Below are 18,478 nucleotides of genomic sequence, written 5' to 3' on the forward strand. Positions count from 1 at the left end.
ACCAGAAGCACGGCAACCCGCCCGGCGCAACAGCTGCGTAACGGGGCCCCTCGGGCGGGGCCGAGCGCGCGGAATGCCGCCGGGCCCTCCAGGGACTGGCGGCATTCGTCCGTGCGGGAGGTCGCCTCTCGCCGGGGTCACTTCTTGTCGGCGTCGGCGACCATCTTCTTGAGCTTGTCGGGGGTCAGCGGGTTGTTCTGGTCCGCGTAGATGTTCTTGCCGTCGAGGAGGACGGTCGGCGTCGCGTGGTAGGAGGACTTCCCGAAGGCTTCGTTGGACTTCTTCACCCAGCTGTCGTGGGTGCCGTCGTTCACGCACTTCCGGAAGGACGGGGTGTCCAGGCCCTTCACCTGGCCGGCGAGTTCGATCAGGTGGGCCTTGTCCGCGAAGGCGTCCTCGCGCTCGTCGGGCTGGTTCTTGTAGAGCAGGTCGTGGTAGTCGGGGAACTTGCCCGCGTCCTGGGCGCAGCCGGCCGCGTTGGCAGCGTTGAGGGAGCCCGTGCCGCCCATGTTGCCGTCGATGATCGTGACCAGGTGGTACTCGGTCTTGAGCTGTCCCTTGTCCTGGAGTTCGCGGATGGTGTCGTGGAATTGGGCCTCGAACCCGCCGCAGCCGGGGCAGCGGAAGTCCTCGTAGACGGTGAGGGTGGCCTTGGCGGCGGGCTTGCCCTCGGGGATCACCACGTTGCCGTCGCCGGTGGCGCCCTTGGGCGCGACGGCCGGTCCGGACGCCTGCTGATCCTTGCCCTTGTCGTTGCCCGAGTTCTTGACGAGCGCGCTCACTCCGGCCGCGATCCCCAGCACCGCCACCACGGCGACGGCCGCGATCAGCGTCCGCTTCCGCTTCTCGCGTGCCCGGTCCGCTTCTCGCTGTTCCCGCAGCCGCTCGCGGGCGCTGCGCGTTCCGTCGTCCTTGCCTGGCCTGCCTGGGTTCTTCTGGTTCACGCCCCCGTACAACGAGCCGGGGACGCGCTCATGCGCCTCCCCGGCCGCTGTTTCCTTCCAAAGAGTTACGCGCGGAGTCACCCGCAGGGGTTGCCCGCGCCGCGGCTCAGCCGCGCTTGCGCACTCCCGCGGCGAGTTCGCCCGCGAGTGCGGAGACCGCCGTGAGCCCCGAGTCCAGGTCAGGGGCGTCCAGCAGCCGCTTGACGAACGCGGAGCCGACGATCACTCCGTCCGCGAACCCGGCCACCTCGGCGGCCTGTTCGGGGTTGGAGACGCCGAGGCCGACGCAGACCGGCAGCTCGGTGGTCGCGCGGGTGCGTTCGACGAGGTCCTGCGCCTGCCGGCCCACGGACTCGCGGGTGCCGGTGACGCCCATCAGCGAGGCCGCGTACACGAAGCCGCTGCCCGCCGCGGTGATCCGGGCGAGCCGCTCGTCCCGGCTGCTCGGCGCGACGACGAACACCGTTGCCAGGCCGTGCAGTTGGGCGGCCTTGCGCCAGGTCTCGGACTCCTCGACCGGCAGGTCGGGCAGGATGCAGCCCGCTCCCCCGGCCGCCGCGAGGTCGGCGGCGAACCGCTCGACGCCGTACTGGTCGACGGGGTTCCAGTACGTCATGCACAGCACGGGCGCGCCCGTCGAGGTGTGCACCTCGCGGATGGTGTCCATGACGTCGCTGATCTTGACGCCGCCGCGCAGGGCGATGTCGACGGCGGTCTGGATGACGGGGCCGTCGAGGACCGGGTCGCTGTGCGGGAGCCCGACCTCGATGATGTCGCAGCCGCCCTCGACCATCGCGCGGACGGCCCGTACACCGCCGTCCACGGTGGGGAAGCCGGCCGGGAGGTAGCCCACCAGCGCGGCGCGTCCCTCGGTCTTGGCCGCGGCCAGGGCCTGGCTCAACAGCTCGATGTTGCCGCTCACTTGACTCGCTCCGGGTTCGTCTCAGCCTGCTGTCCGGCGCGCTCCGCCTGCTCGGTCCGCCCCGTCTGCTCGGGATCGTACAGACCGAAATAGCGCGCCGCCGTGTCCATGTCCTTGTCGCCGCGCCCCGACAGGTTGACGAGCAGCAGGCCGTCCTCGCCCAGTTCCTCGCCGACTTTGAGAGCGCCCGCGAGGGCGTGGGCGCTCTCTATCGCCGGGATGATGCCCTCGGTGCGGGACAGCAGCCGCAGCGCCCGCATCGCCTCGTCGTCGGTGACCGCCCGGTACTCGGCGCGGCCGGCGTCCTTGAGGTAGGCGTGCTCGGGGCCGATGCCGGGGTAGTCCAGGCCGGCCGAGATCGAGTACGGCTCGGTGATCTGGCCGTCCGCGTCCTGGAGGACGTAGCTGCGCGAGCCGTGCAGTATGCCCGGCGTGCCGGCGGTGAGGGTCGCGGCGTGCTCGCCGGTGGCGACGCCGTGGCCGCCCGGTTCGCAGCCGATCAGCCGGACGTCCGTGTCGGGCAGGAAGGCGTGGAAGAGGCCGATGGCGTTGGAGCCGCCGCCGACGCAGGCGATGGCGGCGTCGGGCAGCCGGCCCGTACGGTCGAGGAGCTGGCGGCGCGCCTCGACGCCGATGACGCGGTGGAAGTCGCGGACGAGCGCGGGGAAGGGGTGCGGGCCCGCGACGGTGCCGAAGAGGTAGTGCGTGTGGTCGACGTTGGCGACCCAGTCGCGGAACGCCTCGTTGATGGCGTCCTTGAGGGTGCGACTGCCGGAGGTGACGCTGACGACCTCGGCGCCGAGCATCCGCATCCGGGCGACGTTGAGCGCCTGCCGCTCGGTGTCGATCTCGCCCATGTAGACGGTGCAGTCGAGGCCGAAGAGGGCGCAGGCGGTGGCGGTGGCGACGCCGTGCTGGCCGGCGCCGGTCTCGGCGATGACGCGGGTCTTGCCCATCCGTTTGGTGAGCAGCGCCTGGCCCAGCACGTTGTTGATCTTGTGTGAGCCGGTGTGGTTGAGGTCCTCGCGCTTGAGGAAGACGCGGGCCCCGCCCGCGTGTTCGGCGAAGCGCGGCACCTCGGTCAGGGCGCTGGGGCGCCCGGTGTAGTTGGCCATCAGGTCGTTCAGCTCGACCGCGAAGGACGGGTCCGCCTTGGCCTTCTCGTACTCGGCGGCAACCTCCTCCACCGCGGCCACCAGCGCCTCGGGGATGAACCTGCCGCCGAACGCGCCGAAGTAGCCCTCGGTGCTCGGGATGTGACCTTCCGGGTCCGGGATGAAGAAGTCAGATGACATCCGACGTACTCCTCAGATCGGGGCCGTGGCCCCGCAAAGTATCGGTCTGTGGGCATCGCGCGCTGCGCGCGACCCGGCGCGCCGCTCGTCGAGCGGGCGTACGGGCCCGGCGCTCGCGCGGGCGTACGGGGTGGGGAAGCCCCCGCCGCGCGCCGGTCAGGCGCGCGGCGGAGCGGCTAGCGCTCCGTCGCGCGACGCCATCGCATGCCGTTGATCTGGCCGGGCTCACAGCCGATGTGGTAGCGCACCCGGCGCCCGTGCACCCTGCGCGCGGGCGCGCGGCAGCCGCGCGGCCTGCAGCCGCGGGCCAGCCGTGCGTACGCGCCCATGGGTTCTCAGCCCCGTCCGTGCCGGATCGCCGGGTGCGAGCCCGCGGCGACGAGGTCGGCGACGGCGGTCCTGGGGTCGCGGCCGGTGACCAGGGACTCGCCGACCAGGACGGCGTCCGCGCCGTCGTTGGCGTAGGCGATGAGGTCGTGCGGGCCGCGCACGCCGGACTCGGCGATCTTGACGATGTGGTCCGGGATCTCGGGGGCGACGCGGGCGAAGTTGTCCCGGTCGACCTCCAGCGTCTTGAGGTTGCGGGCGTTGACGCCGATGATCCGCGCCCCGGCGTCGACGGCGCGCTCGACCTCGTCCTCGTCGTGCACCTCGACGATGGGGGTGAGCCCGATCGTCTCGGCCCGCTCGACGAGGGAGACCAGGGCCTCCTGCTCCAGGGCGGAGACGATCAGGAGCGCCAGGTCGGCGCCGTACGCGCGGGCCTCCCAGAGCTGGTAGGCGGTGACGATGAAGTCCTTGCGCAGGACCGGGATGTCGACCTTGGCGCGGACGGCCTCCAGGTCGGCGAGGGAGCCGCCGAAGCGGCGCTGCTCGGTCAGCACGCTGATGACGGCCGCGCCGCCCGCCTCGTAGTCGGCGGCGAGCCCGGCGGGGTCCGCGATGGCGGCGAGCGCTCCCTTGGAGGGGCTGGACCGCTTGACCTCGCAGATCACGGTGACGCTGTCGCCCTTGAGGGCCGCGACGCCGTCCCTGGCCTGGCGCGCCTTCGCCGCCCGCTCCTTGAGCTCGTCGAGAGTGACGCGTGCCTGCCGCTCCGCGAGGTCGGCACGGACCCCGTCGATGATCTCGTCGAGCACACTCACGCGAGCGGCCCCCTTCCGGACTGGAGCGAGTAGTCGCGCCGGCGGGGTCGGCTCGGTCGAGCCGGTCCGCCGGTCACTGTCGATGCACGGTCGATGGTATCTGCCGAGGGGCCGAGGTCTCGCATCCGGTTGACGCCACGCCTTCGACCTGGACCTTTGCCGCGTCGATCATGAGTGTCGGAACACAGGTGCCCATAGCCGGACGGCCGTGTTCGCCCGAGCCGGTCAGGGCGCGAGGAAGCTCCCGAAGGGCAGGTTCCGCACGATCGTGAAGACCAGGACGAGCCCGCCGAGCGCCCACCAGTGCCCCGCCCGCAGGGGGAGGGCGACGGCGCGGCCCTGGACCGAGCGCAGCAGCCATACGGCCCAGAAGACCGCGAAGGCGGCGTAGCCCACCGTGGCGAGGGCGTTGGCGCCCAGCGCGGCGGCGAGGTCGCCGTGCGCGACGGCGTGGACGCTGCGCAGGCCGCCGCAGCCGGGGCAGTACACACCGGTGTAGCGCAGCAGCGGGCAGGCGGGGTAGTGGCCGCTCTCGTTGGGGTCGACCGCGCCGACGTAGACGAAGGCGGCGGCGAGCCCGGCGGCGACGCCGAGCGGCGCGGAGAGCCGGCGCGCGAGGGGCTCGGGGGCGGCTGCGCGGTGCGCGGGTTCCTCGGTCACACCGCCGAGTCTCCTCCCCTCGCCGCGGACTCTCACCACGAAGGCGCGGCCCGGGGCCGCGTACGAGCGTCCGTACGGGCCCTGGGCCGCGCCTGCGGGTGGTGCGGGGGCGCCGCGTGAAGTGCGGCGGGCGCCTCGGTCCTCAGCTCTGGGTCTGGGTCCGCGGAGCCTTCTGCTTGGGCTGGCCGAGACCGGCCGCGCGCATGCCCAGGCCCACGATGCCGCCGATGGCGATGACCACGATTCCGGCCCAGAAGCCGAGCGGCATCGCCATCACCGTGAACGCGCCGGAGACGCAGAAGCCGATGAAGGCGATGATGACACCGGTCCAGGCGGCCGGGGTGTGTCCGTGGCTGGTTCCCGCCATGAGTACTCCTCATTGCTGTGTTGCGCCTGGTTCCGGGCGCGACGAACGCTCGGTCCCATTGTCTCCCGACGCGCCCGCTCCCGGACGACCGGGGGTCGCTCTGTCAGTTCCGCGTGTCCTCGGTGGGGTCCTCGCCGCGGTCGATGGCCTTCCACAGCTCCTCGGGGCGGTCCGGGTCGGGCGCGGTGCGGGCGCGGCGCGGGCGGGGGGCGCCGTCGCGCTCGTACCGGCCGGACATCGCGGGCCAGTGGCGGCCGTAGCGCAGCGCGAGGAGCCCGGCGAGGAGCAGCAGCACGCCGCCCGCGAGGGCGACCCACGGCCAGCCGGTGGAGCTGACGTCCTGGATGGTCGCGTTGGTCAGGCCGCTCGCCTTGGCGGCCTTGGCCTGGAGGGCGGCGGTGTCGAACGCGCCGGCCGCCGAGGCGGCCACGACGCCGGCGCCGCACAGGGCGAGCAGCGCGGCGACGACGATCCGGCCGACGCGGCGGACGGCGAAGACGGCGACGAGGGCGGCGAGCCCGACGATCGCGAGGGCGCCGGGCAGCCCGGTGATGTCCTGGCCGCTCGCGTGCTGGTCGACGGTGCCGCGGGCGACGGCGGCGGTGCCGTCGGCCCAGGTGCGGCCGGAGGCGACCAGGGCGAGCGCGGCGCCGAGCGCGCCGAGGAACAGGGCTGCGGCGACGCTGCTCCGCCCTCTGCGCACGGAGGCGGCGGAGGGCTCGGCGTGGACTCGGGGCTGGGGAACGGCTGCACTCACGCCTACCACTATCCCTCGGGACGGCGCGCGGTACGCACGCGGGGGCGGCCGGGTCACGCGGCGCGCGGGCCCGGCCGGTGCGCGCGGGGCCGCGCGCCGGGTCGGCCGGGCCCGGATCGGTCGGGCGGCGGCCGGGTCAGTCGCGCTGCCGCGCGAGGCGGTTGGCGGAGGACACGGCCCGCAGCACGGCGGCCGCCTTGTTGCGGCACTCGGCGTCCTCGGCGGCCGGGTCGGAGTCCGCGACGACGCCCGCGCCGGCCTGGACGTACGCCGTGCCGTCGCGCAGCAGGGCGGTGCGGATCGCGATGGCGGTGTCGGAGTCCCCCGCGAAGTCGAGGTAGCCCACGCAGCCGCCGTACAGGCCGCGCCTGCTCGGCTCCAGCTCCTCGATGATCTGGAGCGCGCGGGGCTTGGGCGCGCCGGAGAGGGTGCCCGCCGGGAAGCAGGCGGTGAGCACGTCGAAGGCGGTGCGGCCGGGCGCGAGCCGGCCGGTCACGGTGGAGACGATGTGCATGACGTGGCTGTAGCGCTCGATCGACATGAAGTCGACGACCTCGACGCTGCCCGGCTCGCAGACCCGCCCCAGGTCGTTGCGGCCGAGGTCCACGAGCATCAGGTGCTCGGCGCGCTCCTTGGGGTCGGCCAGCAGCTCGTCGCCGAGGGCGGCGTCTTCCTGCGGGGTCGCGCCGCGCGGCCGGGTGCCGGCGATGGGGTGCACCATGGCGCGCCCGCCCTCGACCTTGACCAGCGCCTCGGGGCTGGAGCCGACGACGTCGAAGCCGTCGAGGCGCAGCAGGTACATGTACGGGCTGGGGTTGGTGGCGCGCAGCACCCGGTAGACGTCGAGGGCGGACGCCTCGCAGGGGGTCTCGAACCGCTGCGAGGGGACGACCTGGAACGCCTCGCCCGCGCGGATGCCCTCCTTGATGTCCTCGACGGCCTTCATGTACGCCTCGCCGCCCCACAGGGCGGTGTACTCGGGGAGTTCGGAGGGCGGCAGCACGGCGGGACGGGTGTGCACGGGGCGTACGAGGTCGGCGGCCATCGCGTCGAGGCGGGCGACGGCGTCCGCGTACGCCTCGTCGACGCCGGTGTCGAGGTCGTTGTGGTTGATCGCGTTGGCGATCAGCAGGACGGTGCCGTTCCAGTGGTCGAGCACGGCGAGGTCCGAGGTGAGCAGCATGGTCAGCTCGGGCAGCCGCAGGTCGTCGCGGGTGCTGTCGCCGATCTTCTCCAGCCGCCGGACGATGTCGTAGCCGAGGTAGCCGACCATGCCGCCGGTGAAGGGCGGCAGTCCGGCGTCCTCGATCAGGTCGCGCGGGGTGTGCAGGGCCTCGATGGTGGCGCGCAGGGCCCGCAGCGGATCGCCGTCGGCGGGGACGCCGACGGGCGGCGTGCCGAGCCAGTGCGCCTGTCCGTCGCGCGCGGTGAGGGTGGCGGCGCTGCGGACGCCGATGAAGGAGTAGCGGGACCAGGTGCGGCCGTTCTCGGCCGACTCCAGGAGGAAGGTGCCGGGGCGCTCGCCGGCGAGCTTGCGGTAGAGGCCGACAGGGGTGTCGCCGTCGGCGAGGAAGCGTCGGGTGACGGGGATGGCCCGGCGGTCCTTCGCGAGCGTCCGGAAGGTGTCGAGGTCAGGTGTGACATCACCCGTGGTCGTGGCAGCCATGGCAGCGGAGCCTACTGGCCCAGGGGCAGGACATCGGCATCGAAGCAGGTCCGTTCGCCGGTGTGGCAGGCCGCGCCGACCTGGTCGACCTTGACGAGGATCGTGTCGGCGTCGCAGTCGAGGGCCACGGACTTGACGTGCTGGACGTGGCCGGAGGTGTCGCCCTTGACCCAGTACTCCCGGCGGCTGCGGCTCCAGTACGTGCAGCGGCCGGTGGTCAGGGTGCGGTGCAGCGCCTCGTCGTCCATCCAGCCGAGCATGAGCACCTCGCCGGTGTCGTACTGCTGGGCGATGGCGGGGACCAGGCCGTCGACGTCGCGCTTGAGGCGGGCGGCGACGGCGGGGTCGAGCGCTGAGGGTCCGCCGGGGCGGGTGGTACCGGTCATGACCCCATTCTGCCGCGTCGCCGGGGTGTGCCGTGATCGCTTCCGCTCTCCGGCGCCACCCCGCCGCCGGCCTCGGGCGAGACGGCCCGCCGACCGGTTTGTCAGTGGCGTGCGGCATGCTTCGCCCATGACGTTTCCGCCTCCGCCGAACTCCTCGCAACCGCCTCAACCGCCGGGCGCCGGCGGCGGTTTCGGACCGCCGCCGCAGGGGTTCGGACCGCCGCCGGATGTGCCGGGCGGCCCCGGCCCGGTCCAGGGGTACGGACCGGCGCCGGCTCAGGGGTACGGACAGCCGCCAGGGTACGGGCAGGAGCAGCCGTACGGGCAGGGGTACGGGCAGGGGTTCCCGGCGTCCCCGCCACCGCCTCCGCCGCCTCCCCCGTCGCGGGGCAATGGCGGGAAGATCGCGGCGATCGTCGTGGCGGCGGTGCTGGTCGCGGGGCTGACCGTGGCGGGGGTTGTGCTGACCAGCGGGGACGGCGGCAGGAGCAACAAGGCGGCGGGCAGCGGGCCGTCCGCCTCCTCTTCCTCCTCCCCCACGGCCGCTCCCTCGGGGTCGTCGGGTTCGGACGGCGCGGAGGCCCCCGGCGTGGGCGCGCCGCTGGAGGGCGCGCCGGGCCGCGGGGAGGACGGCTCCCAGCCCTCGGACTCGGGCCCGGACTCGGACCCGGCGGGGAGCCCGGCCGACGGGCAGGTGCGGTATGTGAAGTTGAAGCCCGGCGAGTGCTTCGACCATCCCGGTCTGGACAGCGCCGTGAAGCAGATAGAGGTCCGCTCGTGCGACAGCCCGCACGACGGCGAGGTCATCGCGAACGAGACGCTGACCGGCACGTTCTCGACGGACAAGGAGCTTCAGAGCAAGGCCCTGTCGATGTGCAAGGCGGACGCCGCCCAGCGCATGCGCTCCATAGGCACCGACGGGCGCACGTATTACTACTACGCGCTCTTCCCGTCCCAGACGACCTACGCCCAGCAGGGCCGGAACCAGGTCTCGTGCTCCCTGACGCTCAGCGACAAACCGGGCGGCAAGAAGCTGTCCGAGTCGCTGCCGGGATAGGCGGGGCGGCGCGTGGCGGGAGGGATTACGGACCGGGCGCGGCGGCGTGGCAGCGGACCCGTGCCGGTCGTAGGCTGGCGCCATGTCGACCCACGCGAAGCGCGAACGCCTACTGCTGGCTGATCTGTTGGAGACGGCGGGGCCGGAGTCCCCGACCCTGTGCGCGGGGTGGACCGCCCGCGACCTCGCCGCGCACGTGGTGGTGCGCGAGCGGCGCGCGGACGCGGCGGGCGGCATCCTGATCAAGCCGCTGGCCGCGCGGCTGGAGCGGGTGCAGGGCGAGTTCGCGTCGAAGCCGTACACGGAGCTGGTCCAGATGATCCGCACGGGACCGCCGCGCATGTCGCCCTTCTCGCTGAAGCAGATCGACGAGGCGTCCAACACGGTCGAGTTCTACGTACACGCGGAGGACGTGCGCCGCGCGGCGCCGGAGTGGACGCCGCGCGAGCTGGACCCGGTCTTCGAGGACGCGCTGTGGTCCCGGCTGGAGCGGATGGCGCGGGTGCTGGGCCGCAAGTCCCCGGTCGGCCTGGTGCTGCGGCGGCCGGACGGCCGTACGGCCGTGGCGAACCGCTCCACGCCGGTCGTCACGGTCACCGGCGAGCCGGGCGAGCTGACGCTCTTCGCCTTCGGCCGCCAAGAGGCCGCGCGCGTCGAGATCGACGGCGACAAGGAGGCCGTGGCGCGCCTCTACGACGCCAAGCTCGGCCTCTGATGCCATGTCGGGAGCGCACTGGGCGCTCCCGACTCCCCTGCCCGGCCCTTCACCACCCCGACCCCGCAGCCCGGCAGCCCTCCTGACCCGGAGAACACGCACGTGCCGTGCGCCTCATGGGCCCCGCGCGGGCTGGTATGAGCCGTACGCCGCGTACAGCTCAGGAGTCGCGGGCGGCGTCTCCGGTCCGTACGCCCCGTGCGTCCGACACGGCCCGTACGCCCCGTGCGTCCGACACGGCCCGTACGCCCCGTATAGCCGGCGGTCCGTACGTCCGGCCCGGAGAATCCCGGCCGGTACGCCGGGCCGACCGCCCAGTTCAGCGCGGCAGTTCGGCCCGGCGCAGCGATGGCGTGAGGAGGCCGATGGCCGCGCCGCTCACGATGACCGCGGCGGAGGCCACGAAGACCGGTGCGGGGCCCCAGGCCCCGACCGCCGCGCCCGTCAGCGGATAGGCGAGCGGGGCGGTGCCCACGGTGAAGAGCATGGCGACGGAGGTGACCCGGCCCAGGTGCGCGGGGTCGGCCTCGGTCTGCATCAGGGCGTTGTTCAGGGTGCCGCTGAGCCCCGCCGTCAGCCCCACGACCACGCCGGCCGCGACGGCGGCGGCGAGCGTCGGTACGTACCCGAGCGCGGCGACGGCCAGGGCTCCGACGGCCATGAAGCAGGAGAACAGCAGCCCGGCCCGGCCCAGTCGGCCGCGCACGGCGACCAGCAGCGCGGCCCCGCCCGCGCCCAGCCCGAAGCCGGCGATGATCCAGCCCAGGCCGGACGCGCCCCAGCCCCTTTCCTGGACGAGCAGCGCCAGGCCGACGTTCATCGGCCCGCTGAAGCCCAGTTCGCCGACGGCCGTGGCCACTACCAGCGGGGCGAGCAGCCGGTGGCGTCTGATGTAGCGCAGGCCGTCGGCGAGGTCGCGCCAGGGAGTGGTGGGTGCCTTCCCAGCGGCGTCCACCGGGGTCGGCGCGACGCGTACGGCCATGAGCAGCCCGAGCGATCCGGCGAAGAACACCCCGGCCGCCGCGAAGGCCGCCGCCGATCCCCCGAGCGCGACGGCCATGCCGCCGAGCGGCGCGCCCGCGATCAGCGCCGTACGGGACGCCATGCCGCGCATCCCTTGGACGCGCGCGAGTTGCCCGGGGGCGGTGATGCGCGGCGGCAGCGCGCCGACGGCGGGCATGAACAGCGCGTCGACCGCGCCGAAGACCAGCGCTATCGCCGCCAGCGCCCAGAGGCCGGGGGCGGCGAACGCCAGCAGCCCGGCCGCGGCGAGGATCACGACGCAGCGCACGAGGTCGCTGCCGATCACCACCCGGCGGGGGCCGAGCCGGTCGGCGACCACTCCCCCGCCGAGCATCAGCACGGCGCGCGGCACGGCGCCGATCGCCAGCACGAGCCCGACCTGCGAGGGCCCGCCGCTGCGGGTCGCGGCCCACGACAGGGCGACGAAGTAGACGGTGTCACCTAACAGCGAGGCGACGTAGGCGGCGAGCCAGCGCAGGACGTTGGGGTCCCGGTGCGCGGGCCGCTCCGCGGTGGGCCGCCGGGTGAGCACAGCGGCCTCGGGCGCGCTCACTGGCGGAAGGGGAAGCCGTAGAAGTGCAGCGCCACGTTCTCGCGCCCTTCGGTGTCGCCCGCTTCCTCGGCGGCGCGACCGCGCTCGGTCCACCGCTTCGCCAGGGCGTGCATCTCATCGTTGAGCTGTGCCAGTTCCCCGGCGGTCAGCCGGGGCAGGAACTCCGAACTGAAGGCGGCGGAGCGCCACTCCTGCGGCCAGGCGGACTGCTCGTCCAGATGCCGCTCGTACATCTCGGAGCTCTGCCGGAAGAGCATCCGGGAGAACGCCGCGTGCGCGGCCACGCTCTCGGGCGCGTCCCGGAAGTCCTGGTCCCTGACGCTCACCCCGCTGGCCGCCGCCATCCGCCACCAGCGTTCACGCCCGTCGGCGCTCTGCGGCTCCGCCTCCTCGATCAGCCCGTGCGCGGCGAGTTTGCGCAGGTGGTAGCTGACGAGCGAGACCGCCTCGTCGACCGTCTCGGCCAGTTGGGAGGCGGTGGCGGTGCGGGCCACGGTCAGCGCACGGTAGAGCTTCATGCGGAGCGGGTGGCTGAACGCCTTGAGGGTGCCCAGGTCGGCGATCCGCTGCATCTCGGGGTCGGTCATGCCGGCAACGATAGATAGGAAAGAAATATTGCGCAATAAAAATTGCGCTTCTGCCCGGGGAGGGCCCCTACGACCGGGCCGGCCGGCCTCACCGCCCCGCCGGGCCCATGCGTCAGCGCCTCACCGATCAGCGGCCGCGCGGCCACGCGGTCATGGATGGGGCCACGCGGCCACGCGAGAGAATTCGCCGATCAGCGTGTCTCCACCCGGATGGAGAGACCTTGCTGCTGGGCGAACAGTTCAAGGTGGGCCTTCTGCGCCTTGACCCACGGCGAGGGGTTCAACACGATGCGCTCGACGTCGGCCCAGTTCAACGGACCATGGATCTGGGCCTCGAAGTACTCCTGCAACGAGTTGACGCTGCCGCTGTCGACCTGGCTCTTCATCTCCGGGTCGAACCGGAAACTCGTGGCCTCGGCGACAGCCAGTCTCACCACCTGTTCGGGGCCGTGGGCCAGAAGCGGATACAGGTTCCGTGAACCGGTGACGCCGCGAGCTCCGCCGACGCCGTTCTGCCAGCTGTCGATCGGAGTGAGCGTGACTCGGTCCCGGAGCCCGGGCTTCCAGTGAACCGCCGCCTCACCATAGGCCGAAAGCCCGGCCGGCCGATTGCGGGACATCAGTGCCGCATACTTCGGCAGCAGCGACGGGTCCGGAGGACTGAACCTGTCGTGGTTGTCGTCAGGGGCCGGATTCTGGAACCGCCCTTGGGTACGGTTGAGAGCGTCCTTGTATCCCAAGTGTTCTTCGCGGGAACCCCGCAAGGCGGACGTGGCCTGCCCACCCGAAGACCGCGTTTCCCAGTAGTTCTTGAACGTAACGTCGGGGCCGCCGGTCAGCCGGCTGATCGTCGACGTCGCCTCAGCGGGATTGCCGAACCCCATGTTGCTCATCAGAACACTGGCGCTCAGAAGATGGCGGTGGGTGTCAGCGAGCATTGCCTCGACCGTGAGGCCGGCGTTCTTGTAGGGCGCGAACCACGAGAGCCTGTCGAATCGCCCGACTGCCGCCGCACGCTCCCGTTCCACGACCGCCGCACCACGCTTCTCCACCAGGATCAGCGACATGGCCTGAATGTCGTGCAGTTTCGCCCAGTCGACCGCGCGGTCCTTCAGCGCGTTGTAGACCGGCAGGTCCTCAGGGGCCAGCGCGGACGCGCCTCCGGAACGCAGAGCATGGAGCACACGCTGCTCCCGCTGTCCTGGAACCATCTTCTGGGATGCGTCGGCGGCCTTGCGCTTGTCGAGTTCCCCACGCAGACGGACTACCTCGCCACGCAACTCGTTCTTCAGGTCGCCCGTGCCTGAGCGCATGGAGAGACTCTTTTTGCTGATGAAGGCATTGCGGAGGGCGATGGCATTTTCCAACGGCTTGCCTTCGGAGTTCATCAGGAACCGCTTGAACGACTGCTCGTACCCGGCGCGGACCTCCTGCTCTTCGTGGCCGCCCGCCTTCCGCGCGCTCTTGACCGTTTCCAAGAAATGGTCGGCGCCCTTCGCAAGCGGATCCGCGAATGCCATGTTGTGGCCCCGCTGGGGATCGTCTTCGGGATGCACCGCCACCGACGGGGCCGGTTCGGTCAGGGCCTGCGAACCGGACTGCGGTGCGGGCTCGCTGTCGGACTTCTGACCCTTACTGCTCTTGAACAACCTCTGCACGGGCGGGGACGCGGTGTCGGCGTTCCATGGGTGGCCGCCTCTCGCATGGTGTTCGTGCCTGCCCTGCGCGACCAACTCGGCGGCGGCGCCGTTGCCCACGGCCCGCTGGAGCACGGCCATTTGCTCCGGCCCCACCGGGCCACCGGCAACAGGCTCAGCCGCTTTGCGGTTCCGCGTCGACCGCCTGGCCGGGGCAGGCGTCTGGTCACGGACCGGTTCCTGGTGCGCTTTCATGAGACCTACTCCCTGCTTGTACGGTGCGGGATTCCCATGCCGAATGAGATGTCCGCAAGGGACGAGGCCCTCGGAACGTCAAGGAGGCGGGCGCTTGAAGACTCAACCCACCAGCACGTGAACCGCATCGGCCTCCTGGACCTGTCGCACCCGACCTGCCTCATGGCCCCGTCGGGTGCGACCATCGTCACCTGTGAGATGGCCGCCACCGCAAGCTCCCTCGCCCCAAGGGACTCCGGTCGGCCAGTCTAGCTACGCCGCTACAGCGTCCGTTGACCCGGTTCTCCATGATGACGACCGGGCGGCGCCCGTCCTTGTCGCCCTTTGCCTCAGCGGCCCGCAGCCCGTCGCAGGTCGCTCGTACTGGAGGTCGCGCTGGAGTTCGCCGACGGCGGCGTCAGCGCACCAGGCAAGGGGGTTCTCGCAGTACCTGTATCACCAGGGTCTTCCAGACATCCCCAATGCCTGTCAACCTGGTCGAGTCGAAAGCGCCGACAACACTCCATGGACACGCACTGCGGCTTTCCCCCATCAGTTCAATTCAGCTGCCCCGAATGTGTGACCGTGTCGGCGCATTCTTTTTTCACGACAGAAGGGACGAAGACCAATGACTGACACCCGATTCACCACTCACGCAGAACTTTTCGATCTGAGCGGGAAGTACGCCCTTGTCACTGGCGGCACCAAGGGAATTGGGGATGATGATAGCGCGTGGCCTTCTCCAGGCGGGCGCCCGCGTCGTCATCAGCTCACGCAATGCAGACACGTGCGCGGAGGCACAGCGTCTGCTGTCCGAATTCGGCGACGTTCGAGCAATCCCCGCCGACCTTTCCAGGCACGATGAGTGCCAGCGCCTCGCTGATCTCGTCGCGGCCGACTCGGAACGCCTGGACATCCTTGTCAACAACGCGGGAGCGATGTGGCGCGAGCCGCTGGCGACGTTCCCGGACGAGGCCTGGGACACAGTGATCGACCTCAACCTCAAGTCGCCGTTCTGGCTGGTGCAGGCGCTGCTCCCCGCGCTTCGCAGGGCGGGCACCGCCGATGATCCCGCGCGGATCATCAACATCGGCAGTATCGCCGCCATCCACGTCGCCCGGTCGCCCAACTACTCGTACGCCAGCAGCAAAGCAGCGCTCCATCAACTCACCAGAGTGCTTGCCGGCGAGCTGGGCCCGCAGCACGTCACGGTGAACGCGGTAGCACCGGGAGTGTTCCCGTCGCGGATGATGGCGTCCACGCTCGATGCCATCGGCGACACGATCGCGGCGGCGACCCCTGCGCGCCGGCTCGGCCGCGACGACGACATGGCGGGTGTCGCCGTATTTCTCGCCAGCCGGGCCGGGTCCTACCTCACGGGCGCCATCATCCCGGTGGACGGCGGAATCGCGACGACCGCATCGGGTACCCCTTGAATTGCGGGACGGGTTGAATCGCGGGACGGGCTTACGGTGAGGGAATAGCCACGATGGATCTACGCACCGGGGATTGACCCGTGGGTTCGCGGCGAACACGCGGGAGCGGCTTCGAGGCCGGCCTGGAAAAGATGCCCGCCCCCGCTCCGCGTCGAGGTGGTCTCGCTCTGTCAGGCCGGCAGGGCGATCACAGGACGAGCATGAGCTTGCCGCCGGGTCGGCGGGACTGGCTGAGCTCGGCCGCTTCCTTGATCTGGTCGAGCGTGTAGGTGCGGGCGACCGGTATGACCAAGACGCCTTCGCCGGCGAGCCGGGCGAACTCGTCCATCTGCTCATAGCGGAGCTCGGTGGTGGTCCGGACGCCCAGTTCGGCCGCGGCGGCGAAGTCCGAGACGGTGAGGACACGGTCGGAATCCCCGGTCAGCCCGATCAGGGTCGGCAGCGAGCCGCCGGCCGGGCTGGGCTGGTCGGCGCGGTCGATCCGGCCCCCGGTCGGCGCCGCGTCGAGGGCACGGTCGATGTGCCCTCCGGACAGTGCCCTGACACGTTCGGCCATGCCCTCGCCGTAGGCGGCCACCTGGGCGCCGATCTCATCCAGAGCGGCGGCCCGGGTCTGCCCGGCGGTGGCGATCACCCGAATACCCCGGTGCAGCGCGAAGCGCACCGCCGCCTCGCCCACGGTGGTGCCCGCGCCGTGGACGAGCAGCAGCTCACCCGGCTGGACGCCAAGGCCGTCGAGCGCGCGCCACGCCGTCTCGGCCGCCATCGGCAACGCGGCGGCCTGCTCGAAGGTGACGCCTTCGGGGATACGTGCCCAGGCCGGCATCAGCGCGTACTCGGCAGCACCGGCCGTCGGACCGTCGAAGGCGGCCGGGCCGAACACGCGATCGCCGATCCGGACGCCGGTGACGCCCTCACCGAGCGCGTCGACCGTGCCCGCGACCTCCAAGCCGAGCCCGCGCGGCAACGGCGGCAGATGATCGGCGAGGAGACCTTCGACGACGTGCCAGTCGGCCGGTGTCAGGCCGCACGCCCGCACGGCGATCCGGATGTGACCGGGCCCCGGCTCCGGCTGTGGGACGTCGCGGAGCACGATCACGTCCGGGGACCCGAACCGGCCGAACTGAAGAGCCTTCATGACGATCTCCCGACTGATGACAGCATCTGTTGTCATCGACAGTACCACCGTGACGACAGATGCTGTTGTCGTACCCTGGTGGGTATGCCGAGATGGGAATCCGACGCACAAGGCCGGCTTGAGCGCGCGGCGCTCGACCTCTTCGAGACACAGGGGTTCGAGCGCACCTCGGTCGCGCAGATCGCGGGCGCCGCCGGCCTGAAGGAGCGCTCCTTCTACCGCTACTTCCCCGACAAGCGGGAAGTCCTCTTCGCCGGCAACGAACTTGAGGCCCACCTCGTCGCCCAGGTCGAGGCGACCGACCCGGACCTCACGCCGATCGAGGCGCTGCTGACCGCGCTGAGAACCGCCGAGGAGATCTTCCGCCCGCGCGAGTTCCTGCTGCGCCGCGCCAAAGTGATCGCCGCCAACCCGGCGCTGGCCGAGCGCGATCTGATCAAACTCGCCGACATCGCCGACGCGCTGGCGCTGGCGCTTGAGCGCCGCGGCGTCGAGCCCGGCAAGGCACGCTTCCTCATCGACGTGGTGCTGGCGATCCACCGGCGCGCCACGTCCCGCTGGCTGGCCTCCCCTGACGCCTCCCTCTCCCAGCTCATCACCCAGGCCTCCGACGAGTTGCGCGAGGCGGTCACGCTGCCGACTCCGACGGCCCGCTGAGCCGGCCCACGACTCCCGAAGCCGCCCCGTCCACGGCCGGCCGACACGACCTGACCGAAATGACACCCTTAGGGCTCACCTCGGCGATACTCGGCTTCGACCTCGGCGCCCTTCTCCCTACGGCGTCAGGACTGGTGAGCACCCATCCGCGGTTGACACAGAGCGACCGCGGCCCGCATCGGTCCGGAATACGCGACGCCTCAACATGCGAGCCCACCAGTCCCGAGGCCGAGAGCGCGCTGGCGGCACGACCAGAGCGTCAGGGACGGACGGCGACGATCAGCGTGACCGCGACCGCGAGCACGCTCACGAACGAAGCCGTGGTCACGGCGAGCGCGGAGACCCGGGCCAGGGTCACCGCTCGCCGCCGCTCGTGGGCCGGGACGGGAGTACGAGCCGGGGCCGCGCCGCTTCCGCCTCCGCCTCCGCCTCCGCCTCGCCGATCACGGGGCGGCCCGCGTACCCCTCCGGCGGCTCCATCGTCACGTAGTCGGCGACCGTCCGGCAGTAACGGGTGTGGCCCGTCTCCTGGGTGTGGCGGCGCATCCATTCCTCGACCCATTCCAGGCCGCCGGAGCGGATCATCTCACCGCAGTCCTTCTCCTCCCCCGTCACGCAGTCGGCGCGGTAGTCGGGGTACGTCGACGCATCCTGCGTGATCTGCCACGTCACGTACCGGTAGCTGCGGCTCATCGGTCCCTCCTCATGATCCGTTCGGCTTCGGCACCGAGGAGCCGCCGGAGCAGTCGGCTCTCATCCGGCTTCCCCGCCGCGATTTCGTTGTCCTTGATCCGCAGCACGACGCGCCGCAACTCCGGGTCACAGCAGTCGAATTCGGTGCACCGCACCGCCACGGCCCCACACACCCGCCGCCGACTGGGCCATACGGCGCGCATCGGCCGCGAGAACTGCCCGTACAGCGACCACCATCGCCGCGCCCGGCGGAAGCGACCCCGCACAGAAGGCCGCCTCATCGTCCGCCCCCGTTACGCGGCTCGCCGACGTCTCGCGCGGTCAGCTTGACGTCCGTATCGGCCCTGCCCCGCCCTTTACGGTGCTCGGGACATTGACACGGCGGGAAAGCGATCGAACCGGGCAGACGATCCGCCCCACTCCCCGACTCGCTCCACCAGGCCTTCGGGGCAGCCGACTTGGGGAATACGAGCACCCCATTGATGCCGCGCTCAGCCATGAGCCGGGCCAGTGCCGCCCGCGCCTGGCTCTTCACGAGAACAGCCACTTCATACGGCCCAACTCGGTCCGCACGCGCGCCAGTACGGGCCGGTCAACACGGCACTC

General features: G+C 71.7%; 17 protein-coding genes and 1 pseudogene. 4 read left to right on the forward strand and 14 right to left on the reverse strand.

What is annotated here, in order from left to right; all coding sequences use genetic code 11:
- Nucleotides 1-137: 137 nt before the first annotated feature.
- The 9 genes from AB0I49_RS24295 to hisI all read right to left on the reverse strand — a co-directional run bounded on the left by AB0I49_RS24295 (nt 138) and on the right by hisI (nt 8,142).
- On the reverse strand, nt 138-944 hold the full coding sequence (locus AB0I49_RS24295) for a thioredoxin domain-containing protein (protein ID WP_363229160.1): 807 nt from the start codon (nt 942-944) through the stop codon (nt 138-140).
- A 106-nt stretch (nt 945-1,050) separates the two neighbouring features.
- Nucleotides 1,051-1,866: a tryptophan synthase subunit alpha gene (gene trpA, locus AB0I49_RS24300; protein WP_363229161.1), complete on the reverse strand. Its 816-nt coding sequence runs from the start codon at nt 1,864-1,866 to the stop codon at nt 1,051-1,053.
- Nucleotides 1,863-3,161: a tryptophan synthase subunit beta gene (gene trpB / locus AB0I49_RS24305; RefSeq protein ID WP_363229162.1), complete on the reverse strand. Its 1,299-nt coding sequence runs from the start codon at nt 3,159-3,161 to the stop codon at nt 1,863-1,865. Before trpB ends, trpA begins: the two co-directional genes overlap by 4 nt.
- Nucleotides 3,162-3,496: 335 nt before the next feature.
- A complete protein-coding gene (gene trpC / locus AB0I49_RS24310; protein ID WP_363229163.1) occupies nt 3,497-4,306 on the reverse strand; it encodes an indole-3-glycerol phosphate synthase TrpC in 810 nt (269 codons plus the stop codon).
- Nucleotides 4,307-4,531: 225 nt separating this feature from the next.
- Entirely contained in the window at nt 4,532-4,966 is a 435-nt protein-coding gene (locus tag AB0I49_RS24315) for a DUF2752 domain-containing protein (protein WP_363229164.1), read from the reverse strand.
- 142 nt (nt 4,967-5,108) lie between these two features.
- Nucleotides 5,109-5,333 carry an HGxxPAAW family protein gene (locus tag AB0I49_RS24320; protein ID WP_363229165.1) on the reverse strand — a complete coding sequence of 75 codons (225 nt, stop codon included), beginning with the start codon at nt 5,331-5,333 and terminating at the stop codon, nt 5,109-5,111.
- 103 nt (nt 5,334-5,436) lie between these two features.
- Nucleotides 5,437-6,099, reverse strand: coding sequence for a TIGR02234 family membrane protein (locus tag AB0I49_RS24325; RefSeq protein WP_363229166.1), 663 nt, complete (start codon nt 6,097-6,099; stop codon nt 5,437-5,439).
- 127 nt (nt 6,100-6,226) lie between these two features.
- Entirely contained in the window at nt 6,227-7,756 is a 1,530-nt protein-coding gene (locus tag AB0I49_RS24330) for an anthranilate synthase component I (protein WP_363229167.1), read from the reverse strand.
- Nucleotides 7,757-7,767: 11 nt separating this feature from the next.
- Nucleotides 7,768-8,142, reverse strand: a complete 375-nt coding sequence (gene hisI, locus AB0I49_RS24335) for a phosphoribosyl-AMP cyclohydrolase (RefSeq protein ID WP_363229168.1) — start codon at nt 8,140-8,142, stop codon at nt 7,768-7,770.
- A gap of 127 nt (nt 8,143-8,269) precedes the next feature.
- On the opposite strand from hisI, the gene AB0I49_RS24340 reads away from it, so the two are divergent.
- Together AB0I49_RS24340 and AB0I49_RS24345 are read left to right on the forward strand one after the other, a co-directional pair.
- The gene (locus AB0I49_RS24340; protein ID WP_363229169.1) at nt 8,270-9,199 is read left to right on the forward strand and encodes a hypothetical protein; all 930 of its coding nucleotides are present in this window, start codon (nt 8,270-8,272) and stop codon (nt 9,197-9,199) included.
- 82 nt (nt 9,200-9,281) lie between these two features.
- Nucleotides 9,282-9,914: a TIGR03085 family metal-binding protein gene (locus AB0I49_RS24345; RefSeq protein ID WP_363229170.1), complete on the forward strand. Its 633-nt coding sequence runs from the start codon at nt 9,282-9,284 to the stop codon at nt 9,912-9,914.
- A gap of 319 nt (nt 9,915-10,233) precedes the next feature.
- Here AB0I49_RS24345 and AB0I49_RS24350 read toward each other — a convergent pair whose 3' ends face one another.
- The 3 genes from AB0I49_RS24350 to AB0I49_RS24360 form a co-directional block, all read right to left on the reverse strand.
- A complete protein-coding gene (locus tag AB0I49_RS24350; protein WP_363229171.1) occupies nt 10,234-11,490 on the reverse strand; it encodes an MFS transporter in 1,257 nt (418 codons plus the stop codon).
- Nucleotides 11,487-12,077: a helix-turn-helix domain-containing protein gene (locus tag AB0I49_RS24355; RefSeq protein WP_363229173.1), complete on the reverse strand. Its 591-nt coding sequence runs from the start codon at nt 12,075-12,077 to the stop codon at nt 11,487-11,489. Before AB0I49_RS24355 ends, AB0I49_RS24350 begins: the two co-directional genes overlap by 4 nt.
- Before the next feature lie 191 nt (nt 12,078-12,268).
- Nucleotides 12,269-13,969, reverse strand: coding sequence for a hypothetical protein (locus AB0I49_RS24360; RefSeq protein ID WP_363229174.1), 1,701 nt, complete (start codon nt 13,967-13,969; stop codon nt 12,269-12,271).
- 607 nt (nt 13,970-14,576) lie between these two features.
- Between AB0I49_RS24360 and AB0I49_RS24365 the strand changes: the two are divergent.
- A pseudogene (locus AB0I49_RS24365) lies at nt 14,577-15,384 on the forward strand (SDR family oxidoreductase).
- Nucleotides 15,385-15,571: 187 nt separating this feature from the next.
- On the opposite strand, the gene AB0I49_RS24370 reads toward AB0I49_RS24365, so the two are convergent.
- On the reverse strand, nt 15,572-16,522 hold the full coding sequence (locus AB0I49_RS24370; RefSeq protein ID WP_363229175.1) for an NADP-dependent oxidoreductase: 951 nt from the start codon (nt 16,520-16,522) through the stop codon (nt 15,572-15,574).
- Between the two features lie 84 nt (nt 16,523-16,606).
- On the opposite strand from AB0I49_RS24370, the gene AB0I49_RS24375 reads away from it, so the two are divergent.
- Nucleotides 16,607-17,179, forward strand: coding sequence for a helix-turn-helix domain-containing protein (locus AB0I49_RS24375; protein WP_363229176.1), 573 nt, complete (start codon nt 16,607-16,609; stop codon nt 17,177-17,179).
- A 354-nt stretch (nt 17,180-17,533) separates the two neighbouring features.
- Here AB0I49_RS24375 and AB0I49_RS24380 read toward each other — a convergent pair whose 3' ends face one another.
- Nucleotides 17,534-17,872 (reverse strand): hypothetical protein, encoded by a 339-nt coding sequence (locus AB0I49_RS24380; protein WP_363229177.1) that lies wholly within the window; start codon nt 17,870-17,872, stop codon nt 17,534-17,536.
- Nucleotides 17,873-18,478 lie beyond the last annotated feature (606 nt).

Origin of the sequence: Streptomyces sp. NPDC050617 (assembly GCF_040654795.1) — a bacterium.
In the GTDB taxonomy this organism is placed as follows: Bacteria; Actinomycetota; Actinomycetes; order Streptomycetales; family Streptomycetaceae; genus Streptomyces.

Bases quoted from the DNA above. Each gene is read 5' to 3' on its own strand.
- trpB (WP_363229162.1), bottom strand. From the start codon at position 3,161: ATGTCATCTGACTTCTTCATCCCGGACCCGGAAGGTCACATCCCGAGC.
- AB0I49_RS24320 (WP_363229165.1), bottom strand. From the start codon at position 5,333: ATGGCGGGAACCAGCCACGGACACACCCCGGCCGCCTGGACCGGTGTC.
- AB0I49_RS24330 (WP_363229167.1), bottom strand. From the start codon at position 7,756: ATGGCTGCCACGACCACGGGTGATGTCACACCTGACCTCGACACCTTC.
- hisI (WP_363229168.1), bottom strand. From the start codon at position 8,142: ATGACCGGTACCACCCGCCCCGGCGGACCCTCAGCGCTCGACCCCGCC.
- AB0I49_RS24340 (WP_363229169.1), top strand. From the start codon at position 8,270: ATGACGTTTCCGCCTCCGCCGAACTCCTCGCAACCGCCTCAACCGCCG.
- AB0I49_RS24345 (WP_363229170.1), top strand. From the start codon at position 9,282: ATGTCGACCCACGCGAAGCGCGAACGCCTACTGCTGGCTGATCTGTTG.
- AB0I49_RS24355 (WP_363229173.1), bottom strand. From the start codon at position 12,077: ATGACCGACCCCGAGATGCAGCGGATCGCCGACCTGGGCACCCTCAAG.
- AB0I49_RS24360 (WP_363229174.1), bottom strand. From the start codon at position 13,969: ATGAAAGCGCACCAGGAACCGGTCCGTGACCAGACGCCTGCCCCGGCC.
- AB0I49_RS24370 (WP_363229175.1), bottom strand. From the start codon at position 16,522: ATGAAGGCTCTTCAGTTCGGCCGGTTCGGGTCCCCGGACGTGATCGTG.
- AB0I49_RS24375 (WP_363229176.1), top strand. From the start codon at position 16,607: ATGCCGAGATGGGAATCCGACGCACAAGGCCGGCTTGAGCGCGCGGCG.
- AB0I49_RS24380 (WP_363229177.1), bottom strand. From the start codon at position 17,872: ATGAGCCGCAGCTACCGGTACGTGACGTGGCAGATCACGCAGGATGCG.